This is a genomic window from Marinobacter shengliensis (assembly GCF_030297115.1).
GTDB lineage: Bacteria > Pseudomonadota > Gammaproteobacteria > Pseudomonadales > Oleiphilaceae > Marinobacter > Marinobacter shengliensis.
In genome coordinates, this window is sequence record NZ_AP028062.1 from 3,589,963 (window position 1) to 3,603,564 (window position 13,602).

A 13,602-nucleotide genomic window follows, 5' to 3' on the forward strand; every position below is an offset into this window, starting at 1 on the left:
GGGTCCAACAACAATAAACGTGTGGAGACAACAACGATGCAAAGCAATAAGTTAAGAATGGCAATCCGTGCAACGGCGGCAGTGGCTGTGTTTGGCGTAGCTGGCCAGGCAAGTGCTGTTAGCTTCAGTGCGGGTGATTACGACGTAAGCGTTTACGGTTACGCTCGTATGAATGCCAGCTACGATATTGATGAGGATGTTGCGCTTTCTACCCGTTCCGGGTCGTATGCGGACATCAACACAAGCGGCACCAGTGGTGCCGATGGCCACTTCGGTGCTGACGCAGTTCAAAGCCGCCTCGGTTTCAAAACCGTATCACCGGAAGGTGTAAGCGTTACCGTTGAGGGTGACTTCCGCCCGGGTAACCTGCGCCTGCGCCACGCGTTTGGTGAATACAATGGCGTGTTGATGGGCCAAACCTGGTCTAACTTCAACAGCTTCGTCGGCAATACATCAACTCTGGATTTTGACTCTCTGCCGGGTTTGGCCGGCCTGCAAGGCCGTGTGGCTCAGGCTCGCTATACCACTGGTCCGCTGTCATTCTCTTTGGAGCAGCCGCAAAGTAGCATTCAGAACAATACCAACGAAAAAGACGGTATGCCGGCCATCACCGCGCGCTTTGAAGAATCGCAGGGAGGCCTGTCCTACAGTGCTGCATTACTTGCCCACCAGGTAGGTTATGACACCGGCGCCACAGATGACGACGCCTTTGGCTTCGCCACTTTCGTTGCCGCCAAGATGGCTCTGACCGACATGATCACCCTGCAGGGTACGCTGACCTACACCGACGGTGCCAACAGCTACCTGTACCGCTCTGGCGAAAACTTCGGTGCCGCCAGCGCCTACGTTGATGGCAGTGGCAGCGTTGAAACCATCTCAGGCTACGGCGGCTCCGTTGGTGCCGGCATCAACCTGGGCGGCGGCCGCAGCATCAACATAGGCTACGGCTATGTTGAGGTTGACTGGGACGATGCCGTTGACGATGGCGTTGGCGTTGGCGGTGAAAGCGAGAAAAACCAGGCCGTTATGGCCAACTACCAGTGGACACCGGTCAAAAACGTCATGATGGGCGTTGAGTACCAGTTCCTGAAGCGTGAAAACGTGGACGGTTCAGACGGCGATGCTAACCGCATCCTGTTCGCTGCGCAGTACAACTTCTAACCCTTCCTGTTAGAAGTTAACTCAGAATTACCCCGGCTTCGGCCGGGGTTTTTCGTTTCAGGTTGGTGCAGTTTGCACCGCCATGAATCACTGCGCTCACTTGCCCCGAATTGCGCTTCACACCAACCCTGAAAACTCAACAAGTTAGCCGTTTCCGCACCTTTGGCACGACTGATGCAATGTTCTGATTGCAAAGCCGGCCTCCGCAACGCTGCCCGGCCTCTACTGTCGCAACCCCATGAGGTGACACCATGAAAATAGCCCAAGACCAGTCTGTTCTGTTCGAGCTTACCCAGCCTTCTGAAGCCATTGCCATGCAGGATCTGCACGACTATTTCGATTGGATGTTCTTTGCTAACTGATCAAACCAGCAGCAGGCCAGCGGCCAAGGCCCTGACCTGCTGCTGAGGAACTCTATTAGCCAGCCCGTAATCGGGTTCGCACACCCCGGGTGGTCATCACACCCAGCACTTCCATTAACGACAGAATCCCCCTGTCGTGCTGTTTCGGTGCCTTGCCACGGGCAATGCGGCCGATCTGCCGTGTGTACCAGCTCACTTCCATCAGGGCCATATCGTCGATGAGGCGGATACCGGTTTTAATGGGTTTCACGGCGCTGGTGACCTGATTGCCGGCCATAATCCTATTCGGCAGATCCGGCTCAACCACTAACGGCCGGGCGAGGCCCACCAGGTCGGTAGCACCGGAGGCGATGGCCTGGGCCATGCCGGTTTCGGTACGGAAGCCACCGGTCACCATCAGCGGTACGTCGGTCAGCTCACGCACTTTCTCTGCGAATTCCAGGAAGTAAGCCTCCCGCGCCAGGGTGCTGGCTTTTACTTCGCCGTCTTCCGCGCCTTTTGCCATTGCCGGGTTCTCGTAGTTACCGCCGGAGATTTCCACCAGATCAATCCCCTCTGCGACGAGTGCCTTGATCACCGCCAGCGATTCGTCCTCGGTAAAACCGCCGCGCTGGAAGTCTGCGGAGTTCAGTTTGATGCCGATATTGAACGCTTCACCGCAGGCTTTCCGGATAGCCCGGTACACCGCCAGCACAAAGCGGCGGCGTTTCTCGGCAGAGCCGCCCCACTCGTCTGTGCGCTGGTTGTGGTGGGGCGACAGGAACTGGCTCACCAGGTAGCCGTGGGCGCCGTGAATCTGCACGCCATCGAAGCCTGCCTTCTGGGCAACGGCAGCACTGCGGGCAAAGCGCTGGATGATGTCTTCTATTTCCGGGCCGGTCAGGGCGCGGGGTGTGGCAAACATGCTGCGGAGTTCTTTTTTGAACGGAATCGCACTGGGCGAGACAGGGTCTTTGTTCAGCATTTTGGGGCTTTGCTTGCCGGGATGGTTCAGCTGCATCCAGATCTGCTTGCCTCCCTGTTGCCCGGCCTTGGCCCAGGCGGTCAGAAGCTCGAGATCGCTTTCATCCTCGAGAACCACGTTCTGTGGCTCCCCGATGTGCCGGCGGTCGATCATCACGTTACCCGTGATCGACAGCCCGGTGCCGCCCTCTGCCCACGCACGATACAGGGTTGCCAACTCTTTGGTGGGATGGTTATCAATGGTGCCCAGGGTCTCGCTCATGGCGGACTTGGCAAATCGGTTGGGGATAACAGAGCCGTTTCGCAGCTTAAGCGGGGTGGAGAGCAGTTTTGCGGGGTTCATGGGAGCCTCATGTCATTGTTCTGGATGTTCATGGGGCTGATAGTGGATGGCTGCCACCCGTCAGACATTGGCCGAGGAGACAGCCTTTCAGCGGAATAGCGGGACCATGCCTTACCGGCAATGGCCCCGTTTATGGCGTGCTACCGCGCTCAGAAAAAGGCCTGGATGCCAGTCTGGGCCCGGCCCAGAATCAGCGCGTGCACATCGTGGGTACCCTCATAGGTGTTCACCACTTCCAGGTTCACCAGGTGCCGGGCAACACCGAATTCGTCACTGATGCCATTGCCACCGAGCATGTCGCGAGCCAGGCGCGCCACATCCAGTGCCTTGCCGCAGGAGTTGCGCTTCATGATGGAGGTTATCTCCACCGCCGCTGTGCCTTCGTCTTTCATCCGACCCAGGCGCAGGCTGCCCTGCAGGGCCAGGGTGATGTCCGTTTGCATGTCGGCCAGCTTTTTCTGGATCAGCTGGTTGGCGGCCAGCGGCCGGCCGAATTGTTGGCGGTCCAGCACATACCGGCGAGCGGTGTGCCAGCAGTCTTCGGCGGCACCGAGGGCACCCCAGGAAATGCCATAGCGGGCAGAGTCCAGGCAGGTGAACGGGCCTTTGAGGCCTCGCACATCGGGGAAGGCGTTTTCTTCCGGCACGAAGACGTTATCCATCACGATTTCACCGGTGATCGACGCCCGCAGGCCCACCTTGCCGTGAATGACCGGGGCGCTCAGGCCCTGCCAGCCCTTCTCCAGCACAAAGCCCCGAATCTTGTCGTCATCGTCCTTGGCCCAGACCACAAACACATCCGCGATCGGGCTGTTGGTGATCCACATCTTGCTGCCGGTCAGGCGGTAGCCGCCGTCTACTTTGCGGGCACGGGTAATTATGGCGCCGGGGTCTGAACCATAGTCCGGCTCGGTCAGGCCGAAGCAACCAATCCATTCACCGGAGGCCAGTTTGGGCAGGTATTTCTGGCGGGTTTCTTCGTTACCGAATTCGTAGATGGGCACCATCACCAGTGAGGACTGCACACTCATCATGGAGCGATAGCCGGAATCCACACGCTCGATCTCACGGGCGATCAGGCCATAACTCACATAGTTGAGGCCACTGCCGCCATACTGCTCCGGCAGGGTGGCGCCCAGCAGGCCGTTCTCGCCCATTTCGCGGAAGATAGCAGGATCGGTGTGTTCGTTACGGAAAGCCTCCACCACACGGGGGCGGAGTTTCTTTTCAGCAAACTGCCGGGCGCTGTCGCGCACCATGCGTTCGTCTTCGGAGAGCTGCTGGTCGAGCAGCAGGGGGTCTTCCCAGTTGAAGCTTGGTTTGTTGGCCATGACGGTTTCCCTGAACCAGAAAACCATCATCCTGCCAGTTTCTGCCGCCCCCGTCATCGCTAACGGAGGCGGCAGCAGGCATGCATTACAACAGCAGGGTACGAATATCCCCCAACAGCTGCGCCAGCAGGTTGGTAAACCGGGCTGCGTCCGCCCCGTTCACCGCCCGGTGGTCGTAAGACAACGACAGCGGCAGCATCAGCCGTGGCTGGAATGCCTTGCCGTCCCACACGGGCTTCATGGATGCCTTGGAGACACCCAGGATGGCCACTTCCGGTGTGTTCACGATGGGCGTGAACGCGGTGCCGCCAATGCCACCCAGGCTGGTGATGGTAAAACAGGCGCCCTGCATTTCTGCCGGCTTCAGCTGTTTGTCCCTCGCCTTCTGGGCCAGTTCGGCGCTCTCGGCGGCCAGTTCCCACAGGCCTTTCTGGTCAACGTCCCGGATCACCGGCACCATCAGGCCATGGGGTGTGTCCACCGCAATACCGATGTGGATGTACTTCTTGCGCACCACCTCTTTGCGTTCCATGTCCAGGGACACGTTGAATTGAGGCAGTTCCGCCAACGCGGCGGCGCAGGCTTTGAGCAGGAACGGCAGCGGGGTCATTTTCACGCCACGCTTTTCGCCGGCCGCTTTCTGGGCCTTGCGGAAGTCTTCCATCTCGGTGATGTCGGCATCGTCAAACTGGGTGACGTGGGGTACGTTCAACCAGCTGCGCTGCATGTTGGTGGCGGTGGCCGCCATCATGCGGGACATGCCTTCGCGCTCCACTTCACCGAACTGACTGAAGTCCGGCAGCTTCACGCCCGGAATGCCGGAACCTGTCGCCACACCGGTGCCCTGCTGGGCCTGCTGAAGCTGGCTCTTCACATAGGCGTGCACGTCGTCTTTCAGGATGCGGCTTTTCGGGCCGGAACCCTTCACCCGTGTGAGGTCTGCACCCAGTTCCCGCGCCAGTTTGCGCACGGCGGGGCCGGCATGCACCTTGGTGCCCGGCGCCGGTGGCTCGTAGGTGGAACCCTGGGGCTGGGGCGCGGCTTCCTGTTTGTCGGCTTTTACTTCGGGCTTGCTGCCCTGGCTGTCGGCCTTGGCGCTTTCACCGGAATCTGACGTTTCTTCCTCGTCGCCACCATCCTCTTCGATGGTCATTTCCAACAGGTCAACGCCTTCAGAAAGCTTGTCACCTTCCTTCACCAGAATCTTGCCGATCTTGCCGGCATAGGGCGACGGAATTTCCATGGTGGCCTTGTCGGACTCCACGGTGACCAGCGGATCATCCTCGCCAACGGTGTCGCCTTCCGCCACGTTGATTTCAATCACCGGCACGTCGTCAAAGCCATCCAGCGACGGAACCTTCACCACTTCGGTGCGGGAGCCGCCGGATTTTTTCTTGGGCGCCGGTTTGCTGTCTTCGGATTTGGCCTCGGTTTTACTTTCTGCCTTCGGCTCGGGCTCGTCGGCTTTGTCACTGCCTTCGTCGTCAGAGCCGCCGGCACCACCTTCCATCATGCCGATCACATCGCCTTCCTTGACCTTGTCACCCACCTTCACGGTGATTTTGGTGATCTTGCCGGCGGCGGGCGCCGGCAGTTCCACGGAGGCTTTGTCGGATTCTACGGTCAGAATCGGATCTTCTTCTTCAACGGAGTCCCCTGCACTGACGATGATTTCGATGACCTCGACTTCATCAGCACCGCCGAGATCGGGAACCTTGATTTCCTGTTCACTCATGGCGGTCTCCTTAGCTCAGCACCGGGTTCGTTTTGTTGCGATCGATTCCGTACTTGCGCATGGCTTCGAGAACCTGTTCAAGCTTGATCTCGCCATCTTTGGCCAGGGCAGACAGGGCGGTGACGGTGATGTAGTAGCGGTCCACCTCAAAGAAGCTACGCAGCTTCTCGCGGGTGTCGCTGCGGCCGAAACCGTCGGTGCCCAGGGTCATAAAGGTTTTCGGGATGAAGGCCCGCAACTGCTCGGAGTGCAGCTTGATGTAATCGGTGGCAGACACCACCGGCCCCTGGGCCTTCTCCAGACACTGGGTAACGTAAGCCTGGCGCGGCTTGTCGTCCGGGTGCAGGTGGTTCCAGCGCTCTACGTGCTGACCGTCGCGGGCCAGTTCGTTAAAGCTGGTGACACTCCACACGTCGGAGGCTACGCCCCAGTCGTCTTTCAGCATCTGGGCGGCTTCGCGCACTTCGTTCATGATCGCGCCGGCACCCAGCAACTGAACCCTCGGGCTCTTCTTGCGGCCCTTGGTTTCCACCGATTCATACTTGTACATGCCCTTGATGATGCCGTCTTCGCAGTCTTTCGGCATGGCAGGCTGTTCGTAGTTTTCGTTTTCGATGGTCAGGTAGTAGAAGACGTTTTTGTTGTCTTCGAACATTTCTTTCATACCGTGGCGAATCACCACGGCCATTTCGTAACCGTAGGCCGGGTCGTAGGCCTTGCAGTTCGGAATGGTGTTGGCCAGTACGTGGCTGTGGCCATCCTGGTGCTGCAGGCCTTCACCGTTCAGGGTGGTACGGCCGGCGGTACCGCCAATCAGGAAGCCGCGGGCCTGCATGTCGCCGGAGGCCCAGGCCAGGTCGCCCACACGCTGGAAGCCGAACATGGAATAGAAAACATAGAACGGAATCAGCGGGTAGCTGTTGGTGCTGTAGGACGTGGCAGCGGCCATCCAGGTAGCCATGGCACCGGCTTCGTTGATGCCCTCCTGCATGATCTGGCCTTTCTTGTCTTCCCGGTAGTACATGATCTGGTCACGATCCTGGGGAACGTACTTCTGGCCTTCGGAGGTGTAGATACCGAGTTGACGGAACATGCCTTCCATACCAAAGGTACGGGCTTCGTCCGGCACAATGGGCACCACGCGTTTGCCGATGCGCTTGTCTTTCACCAGGGCGCTCAGAATGCGTACAAACGCCATGGTGGTGGAGATGGCACGGCCATCAGAGCCTTCCAGCACCTGCTTGAAGATATCCAGGTCGGGAATCTGCAGGGGCTGGCAGTCCTTGTTGCGCTTCGGATAGAAGCCACCGAGGTCTTGGCGGCGCTTTTTCATATACACCAGTTCCGGGCTGTCTGGCGCCGGGCGGTAGTAAGGCACCTCTTCCAGCTCGTCGTCTTTCAGGGGCACGCCGAAACGGTCCCGGAATTCCTTCAGGGTGTCGATGTCCAGCTTCTTCAGGGAGTGCGCGGTGTTCTGGGCTTCGCCCGCCGCGCCAAAGCCGTAGCCTTTGATGGTGTGAGCCAGAATGACCGTCGGCTTGCCGTTGGCCTGGTTCACCGCCTTGTGGTAAGCGGCATAGACTTTGTAGGGATCATGGCCGCCACGGTTGAGTTTGCTGATCTCTTCATCAGACATGTCCTCAACCAGCTTCGCCAGCTCCGGGTAACGACCGAAGAATTCCTTTCGGGTGTAAGCCGGGCCCTTGAAGCTGAAGTTCTGCAGGTCACCGTCGCAGATTTCATCCATGGCACGCTGCATGGCGCCGTTTTCGTCTTTGGCGTAGAGCGGGTCCCAATGCCGACCCCATACGACTTTGATCACGTTCCAGCCAGCACCACGGAACACGCCTTCGAGTTCCTGGATGATCTTGCCGTTACCACGCACCGGGCCGTCCAGGCGCTGCAGGTTACAGTTAACCACGAAGATCAGGTTATCCAGGTTCTCGCGGCCGGCCTTGGAAATGGAGCCAAGGGTTTCCGGCTCATCGCACTCGCCGTCACCGATGAACGCCCAAACCTTGCGGTTGTCCATATCGGTCAGCTCACGGCTGTGCAGGTACTTCATCACGTGGGCCTGGTAGATGGCCTGAATCGGCCCCAAGCCCATGGAAACCGTGGGGAACTGCCAGTAATCCGGCATCAGCCAAGGGTGCGGGTAGGAGGACAGGCCTTCGCCGTCTACCTCTTCGCGATACTTGTCGAGCTGTTCTTCGCTAAAGCGGCCTTCCAGGAAGGAGCGCGCATAGATACCCGGCGCTGCATGGCCCTGGAAGTACACCAGGTCAGATTCCCGCTTGTCGTCGCCACCGTGGAAGAAATAGTTGAAGCCCACGTCATACAATGTGGCGGCAGAAGAGAAGGTGGAAATGTGGCCACCCAGATCGCCCGGGCGCTTGTTGGCCCGCACCACCATGGCCATGGCGTTCCAGCGGATCAGTGAGCGGATGCGCCGCTCCATGAACAGGTCGCCCGGCATCTGCGCCTGCTTGGCCACCGGAATGCTGTTGCGGAATGGCGTGGTGATGGAATATGGCAGCGCGGTACCATCGCGGCTGGCGCGCTCAGACAGGCGCTCCAGAATGTATTTGGCCCGATCAACGCCTTCGTTCTCGATCAGAGATTCCAGCGCATCAAGCCATTCACTGGTTTCAATGGGATCATCATCCTGGTACATCAAACCCTCCCCTTGGACTCAAAAGGTGCCTCGTGGGCCACGATCAGCAGCCTGTCACGGTGCAAACTTGAAATGCTGCGATAACCTGCAGTTTTATTGTGGATACATCAGCTTGCGAGAAATGCTTAATAGCGCGTTTGACCTCTCTCAAGCATAGAACAGCTTTCACATTTTTCCTGCCGCGCGGGCCGGCTGCGGGCGGAGCTTTTGGCCCCGAACTTCCCGACACCGGCGGCACTGAGCGCGCCGCATGCCAAAACTTTCGTACTTTTACTACAAAATGAGCCAGAAAAACAAACAAACAGCCGTTTGAAATGCTAAAACAGCCGCTTTATTTAGATTAGTTACGCAATAATGTCCGGTTTCGATGACTTTCACAACCAGGCATCAGACCAATGTATGAGCGCATTGGTACTTACGAATTGCATCGCCATGCTAAACACCTGAACCTTAAACAAATCTGAGATTTTCGGACTATTTCACCTTAAATTAGCGACATTCGGCGAACTTAGACGATGAACTCAACCCACAAGCACTGAATTATTAATTAGACCTGAAAATGAATTTCGATTTATGTATACTTGCCTGCCCGTTTTTTAACCAGTGAAGGAGGTTGCTAACCCTCCTTTTATCTTTGGCACCTAATCAGAGGGCGATCTATGAACTCCATCGTCACCTTTCCGAACCGCATCCCGGTTCAGGAATTCGAGGAACGCCGGTTCAAGGTTTTTACCGACCGCCAGCTCGATAAAATTGAGGCGATCCAGAATCTCCCCGAAGAGACCCTGTTCGAAATGAAAGTGGTGGCCAGCGTGCTGCCATTCCGGGTCAACGAATATGTGATCAACGAACTGATCAACTGGGACAAGGTACCGAACGATCCCATCTATCAGCTCGTATTCCCTCAAAAGGGTATGCTCAAGGACGAACATTACGAACAGATGGCGAAGCTGCACCGCGAGGGTGCCGACAAGAAGGACATCCAGGCTGCCGCGAAGGTTATCCGGGACGAACTGAACCCGCACCCGGCCGGCCAGATGGAAATGAACATGCCGGAACTGGACGGCGAGGTGCTGGACGGCGTGCAGCACAAGTACCGCGAAACCGTGCTGTTCTTCCCGTCCCAGGGCCAGACCTGCCACAGCTACTGCACCTTCTGCTTCCGCTGGGCGCAGTTTGTGGGCGACAAAGACCTGAAAATGGCCAGCACCGATGCCGAGAAGCTGCACGGCTACCTGCAGGAACACACCGAAGTAACCGACCTGCTAGTCACCGGTGGCGACCCCATGGTGATGAAGACCAAGAACCTGGTTCAATACCTGGAACCGCTGCTGCAGCCGGAGTTTGACCACATCCAGACCATCCGCATCGGCACCAAGGCCCTCACCTTCTGGCCGTACCGTTTCGTGACCGACAAAGATGCGGACGAGCTGATCGAACTGTTCGCCAAACTGGTTGATGGCGGCAAGCACGTGGCCATCATGGCCCACTACAACCACTGGCAGGAAATCACCACCGACATCGCGGAAGAAGCCATCCGCCGCATCCGTGCCACCGGTGCCGAGATCCGCGCCCAGGGCCCACTGATCAAACACGTGAACGACAACGCCGACGACTGGGCCAAGCTGTGGAAGCGCGAAGTGAAGCTGGGCATCATCCCTTACTACATGTTTGTAGAACGGGACACCGGCGCCAAGAACTACTTTGAAGTGCCCCTGGCCGAGGCCTACCACATCTACCGCGAAGCCATGAAAAAGGTCAGCGGCCTGGCCCGCACCGCCCGCGGCCCCAGCATGAGCGCCGGCCCCGGCAAGGTGGAAGTTCAGGGCATTACCGAAATCAAAGGCGAAAAGGTGTTCGTACTGCGCTTCCTGCAGGGCCGCAACCCGGACTGGGTGCAGCGCCCGTTCTTCGCCAAGTACAGCGAAACCGCCACCTGGCTGCATGAGCTGGAGCCCGCCTTCGGGGAGGAGAAGTTCTTCTTTGAGGATGAGTTTGAAGCGATGAAGCAGGGTAAGGCGTAGCCCCCTAGCAACAGGCCCGCTGCGGCGGGCTTGTTCATCTCCCCTTCTTCGGCACAAACCCCGCCGGCTTATCCCGAATCCACTCCACAAACGCCTTCACCTCCTCCAGTTTCAGCAGCTGTTCCCGCGTATTGAAGTACAACCCCAACTCATGCTCCGAACGCGCCCGATGAATTGCGTTATGGCATGGCCGGCACACCCACAAGGTGCGGGTGATCAGCTCCTCTTTGCTGAACAGCTTCTGAAACCGCTTTTTGCGGTGCAGGTGTTTGGGTATAAGGTGGTGGCGGGTGAGTTTGGGTACCGCACGTTCGCAGAGTTCACAGTTGTCAGGCTGGGGCGGGAGTTTTAGCATGTTACTCGGTTCGCTGCGGTAAAACGGTTACGCTGCCTTGCGCTTATCTAAACCAGAATACGTTGTTTGGGGGATTCGGGATGTATCAATGGTTCAAGCCATGGCGAGTGCTGGCCCTGCTGGCCGCTTTCCTTTTTACGTCCGGCCTCCAGGCGGGCGAACTGGTGCGTATCGCGGCGGCTTCGGATTTGCGGTATGCCCTGGACGACATCATTGAGCTGTATCGCGAAGCCAACCCGGCCGCCAATGTGCAGGTGGTGTATGGTTCCTCTGGCAAGATGACCACGCAGATCATTAACGGTGCGCCCTACGACATTTTCTTTTCGGCCGACATTGCGTTTCCCAAGCGGCTTGAGCAGGAGGGGCTGACGGCTACCCCGCCAGCGGTTTACGCCATTGGCCGGATTGTGCTCTGGAGCAACACCCTGGACGCCGGCAGCCTGACCCTCAACGACCTGACTTCAGATTCCATTACCCGCATCGCCATCGCCCAGCCGGCCCATGCACCTTACGGGCTGCGTGCCAGGGAAGCCATGCAGGCGGCCGGCGTATGGGAGGTGGTGCAACCCAAGCTGGTGTTTGGTGAGAACATTGCCCACGCGGCGCAGATGGCCGCGTCCGGTGCCGCTCAGGTGGGTGTGATTGCACTGTCTCTGGCGAAGTTTCCGGAACTGGCCACCCACAACCACTACCTGATCGACGACAACCTGCACAACCCACTGACCCAGGGCTATGTGGTTACCCGGCGTGGCGGCGACAAGCCAGAGGCCATGCACTTTGCTGATTTCATGGCCACCGAGCAGGCACACTCTATAATGGAGCAATACGGATTTGTGATGCCCTGACCGGCGCACGGCCAACCGGCATCTTCACCTGAAAGGACCCCAATGTTTCAACTCGGCCCCGCAGAGTGGCAGGCCATTGAAGTCACCTTCAAGCTCTGCCTGTACACCACCATCATTCTGTTATTGCTGGCCACACCTTTGTCCTGGTGGCTGGCGCAGGGGCGCACTCAATTCCGTACCGTTGTGCAGGCCATTGTGGCGCTGCCATTGGTGCTGCCGCCCACCGTGCTGGGGTTCTATCTGCTGATCACTCTTGGGCCCCGGGGCGTAGTGGGTCAAACCCTTCAGGACTTGGGTTTTCAGCACCTGGCGTTTTCGTTTGAGGGGATTCTGATCGCCTCGGTTATCTATTCCATGCCCTTTGCCGTGCAACCGCTGACCGAAGCCTTTCGCAACCTGGGCCGGCGCCCGGTCGAGGTGGCCAGCAGCCTGGGCGCCGGCGCCTGGGACCGGTTCCGAACGGTGATCTTCCCCCTCAGTCGGGGCGGTTTTGTGGTGGCAGCCACCCTGACCTTCGCCCACACCCTGGGAGAGTTCGGCGTTATTTTGATGCTCGGCGGCAGCATTCCGGGTGAAACCAAGGTGCTGTCGGTTTTGATCTACGATCACGCCGAGGCCATGAACTACGATGCCGCCCACAGCCTGTCGCTGATGTTATTAATCTTCGCCTTTGCCACTTTGTTTGTGGTGTACAGCATTAACCGCCGGTTCGAGGTCGCCAAGCTATGACCCTGTACCTGCAGGCACACCTTCGCCACGGCAAGGACTTTGAGCTCAAGGTTAACCATGAGCTACCGCTGGAGGGTGTCACCGCGCTGTTTGGCCGCTCCGGTTGTGGCAAAACCACCATGCTGCGCATTATCGCCGGCCTGGAACGGCCACGGGGTGCGGTGGTGCGCTTTGGCGGGCAGCACTGGCAACGGGGCCGGCAGTTTCTGCCCCTGCACAAGCGCAGGATTGGCCTGGTGTTTCAGGAGCACAGCCTGCTCCCTCACCTGTCTGCCCGTGAGAATCTGCTGTATGGCTACCAGCGCACACCGGCGGAACAACGTCGGCTTCACCCGGACGAAGTGACCGCCATGCTGGGTATTGAGCACCTGCTGGACCGGCGGATTGATCAACTCTCCGGGGGCCAGCGCCAGCGATTTTCCCTTGGCCGTGCGTTGTTGATCAGCCCCCAGTTGCTGCTACTGGACGAACCCATGGCGGCGCTGGATACCCAGACCAAACGGGAAATCATGCCGTTTCTGTCACGCATGGCGGCGGAATCCGGGGTGCCGATTATCATGGTCAGCCATTCCCCGGATGAGGTCACCCGGCTGGCAGACCGGGTGGTGTTCATGCAGAACGGCCAGATTCAAAACGTGGAAACCTTGCGGGAGGCCCTGGCCCGGCCAGACTCCCCGTTGTTCGATGATGCGGGTGCGGCTTCAGTGCTGGAGGGAACCCTGGGCGAAGCAGGGGATGATAACGCCCGGCCTTTTGGCCCGCCGGAGGCTCGGCTGTGGTTAACAAGTTCTGCGCCGGCAGCCGGGATGGACAGAACCCGGATTAGCATTCTTGCCCGGGACGTCAGTTTGTCTCTGGTAGACCCTCAACACATCAGCATTCAGAACCACCTGCCGGTGACCATCGAACGCATAGACCCGCCCAGGGACAACCGTTGCGTGGTGGCCTGCCGAACGGCGGACGGTCAACTGCTGTTGGCGGAAATCACCGCCCGGGCCGTCCAGCAACTGGGGCTGGCAACGGGCAAGCAGGTGTACGCGCTGATCAAATCGGTGGCGTTGCTGGCCTGACCTTGACAGC

The 13,602-nt window shown here is 58.7% G+C and carries 10 protein-coding genes; 5 read left to right on the forward strand and 5 right to left on the reverse strand.

All coding sequences use genetic code 11. The annotated features are described in order from the left end of the window. Positions 1-36 precede the first annotated feature (36 nt). Positions 37-1,161 (forward strand): porin, encoded by a 1,125-nt coding sequence (locus tag QUE75_RS16505; protein ID WP_286251859.1) that lies wholly within the window; start codon positions 37-39, stop codon positions 1,159-1,161. A 417-nt stretch (positions 1,162-1,578) separates the two neighbouring features. Here the strand turns inward: QUE75_RS16505 and QUE75_RS16510 are convergent, their stop codons facing one another. The 4 genes from QUE75_RS16510 to aceE all read right to left on the reverse strand — a co-directional run bounded on the left by QUE75_RS16510 (position 1,579) and on the right by aceE (position 8,569). After that, positions 1,579-2,829 (reverse strand): NADH:flavin oxidoreductase/NADH oxidase family protein, encoded by a 1,251-nt coding sequence (locus tag QUE75_RS16510; RefSeq protein WP_286251860.1) that lies wholly within the window; start codon positions 2,827-2,829, stop codon positions 1,579-1,581. A 149-nt stretch (positions 2,830-2,978) separates the two neighbouring features. Next, positions 2,979-4,160, reverse strand: a complete 1,182-nt coding sequence (locus QUE75_RS16515; RefSeq protein ID WP_286251861.1) for an acyl-CoA dehydrogenase — start codon at positions 4,158-4,160, stop codon at positions 2,979-2,981. An 85-nt stretch (positions 4,161-4,245) separates the two neighbouring features. Next, complete coding sequence (gene aceF / locus QUE75_RS16520) at positions 4,246-5,895, reverse strand: dihydrolipoyllysine-residue acetyltransferase (RefSeq protein ID WP_286251862.1); 1,650 nt, start codon at positions 5,893-5,895, stop codon at positions 4,246-4,248. A gap of 10 nt (positions 5,896-5,905) precedes the next feature. Then, positions 5,906-8,569 carry a pyruvate dehydrogenase (acetyl-transferring), homodimeric type gene (aceE, locus tag QUE75_RS16525; protein ID WP_106694127.1) on the reverse strand — a complete coding sequence of 888 codons (2,664 nt, stop codon included), beginning with the start codon at positions 8,567-8,569 and terminating at the stop codon, positions 5,906-5,908. Between the two features lie 659 nt (positions 8,570-9,228). Between aceE and QUE75_RS16530 the strand changes: the two genes are divergently transcribed. After that, positions 9,229-10,593 carry a KamA family radical SAM protein gene (locus tag QUE75_RS16530; protein ID WP_286251863.1) on the forward strand — a complete coding sequence of 455 codons (1,365 nt, stop codon included), beginning with the start codon at positions 9,229-9,231 and terminating at the stop codon, positions 10,591-10,593. A gap of 34 nt (positions 10,594-10,627) precedes the next feature. On the opposite strand, the gene QUE75_RS16535 is transcribed toward QUE75_RS16530, so the two are convergent. Continuing rightward, entirely contained in the window at positions 10,628-10,948 is a 321-nt protein-coding gene (locus tag QUE75_RS16535; protein ID WP_106694129.1) for a hypothetical protein, read from the reverse strand. A gap of 80 nt (positions 10,949-11,028) precedes the next feature. Here QUE75_RS16535 and modA point away from each other — a divergent pair, with 80 nt between their 5' ends. The 3 genes from modA to modC are packed head-to-tail and all read left to right on the forward strand — an operon-like array spanning position 11,029 to position 13,592. Next, positions 11,029-11,793 (forward strand): molybdate ABC transporter substrate-binding protein, encoded by a 765-nt coding sequence (gene modA, locus QUE75_RS16540; protein ID WP_286251864.1) that lies wholly within the window; start codon positions 11,029-11,031, stop codon positions 11,791-11,793. Between the two features lie 42 nt (positions 11,794-11,835). Next, the gene (modB, locus tag QUE75_RS16545) at positions 11,836-12,522 is read left to right on the forward strand and encodes a molybdate ABC transporter permease subunit (RefSeq protein ID WP_058092570.1); all 687 of its coding nucleotides are present in this window, start codon (positions 11,836-11,838) and stop codon (positions 12,520-12,522) included. Further along, positions 12,519-13,592, forward strand: coding sequence for a molybdenum ABC transporter ATP-binding protein (gene modC, locus QUE75_RS16550; RefSeq protein ID WP_286251865.1), 1,074 nt, complete (start codon positions 12,519-12,521; stop codon positions 13,590-13,592). The genes modB and modC overlap by 4 nt, the downstream gene beginning before the upstream one ends. The last annotated feature ends 10 nt before the right edge of the window (positions 13,593-13,602 follow it).

Bases quoted from the DNA above. Each gene is read 5' to 3' on its own strand.
- QUE75_RS16505 (WP_286251859.1), top strand. From the start codon at position 37: ATGCAAAGCAATAAGTTAAGAATGGCAATCCGTGCAACGGCGGCAGTG.
- QUE75_RS16510 (WP_286251860.1), bottom strand. From the start codon at position 2,829: ATGAACCCCGCAAAACTGCTCTCCACCCCGCTTAAGCTGCGAAACGGC.
- QUE75_RS16515 (WP_286251861.1), bottom strand. From the start codon at position 4,160: ATGGCCAACAAACCAAGCTTCAACTGGGAAGACCCCCTGCTGCTCGAC.
- aceF (WP_286251862.1), bottom strand. From the start codon at position 5,895: ATGAGTGAACAGGAAATCAAGGTTCCCGATCTCGGCGGTGCTGATGAA.
- aceE (WP_106694127.1), bottom strand. From the start codon at position 8,569: ATGTACCAGGATGATGATCCCATTGAAACCAGTGAATGGCTTGATGCG.
- QUE75_RS16530 (WP_286251863.1), top strand. From the start codon at position 9,229: ATGAACTCCATCGTCACCTTTCCGAACCGCATCCCGGTTCAGGAATTC.
- QUE75_RS16535 (WP_106694129.1), bottom strand. From the start codon at position 10,948: ATGCTAAAACTCCCGCCCCAGCCTGACAACTGTGAACTCTGCGAACGT.
- modA (WP_286251864.1), top strand. From the start codon at position 11,029: ATGTATCAATGGTTCAAGCCATGGCGAGTGCTGGCCCTGCTGGCCGCT.
- modB (WP_058092570.1), top strand. From the start codon at position 11,836: ATGTTTCAACTCGGCCCCGCAGAGTGGCAGGCCATTGAAGTCACCTTC.
- modC (WP_286251865.1), top strand. From the start codon at position 12,519: ATGACCCTGTACCTGCAGGCACACCTTCGCCACGGCAAGGACTTTGAG.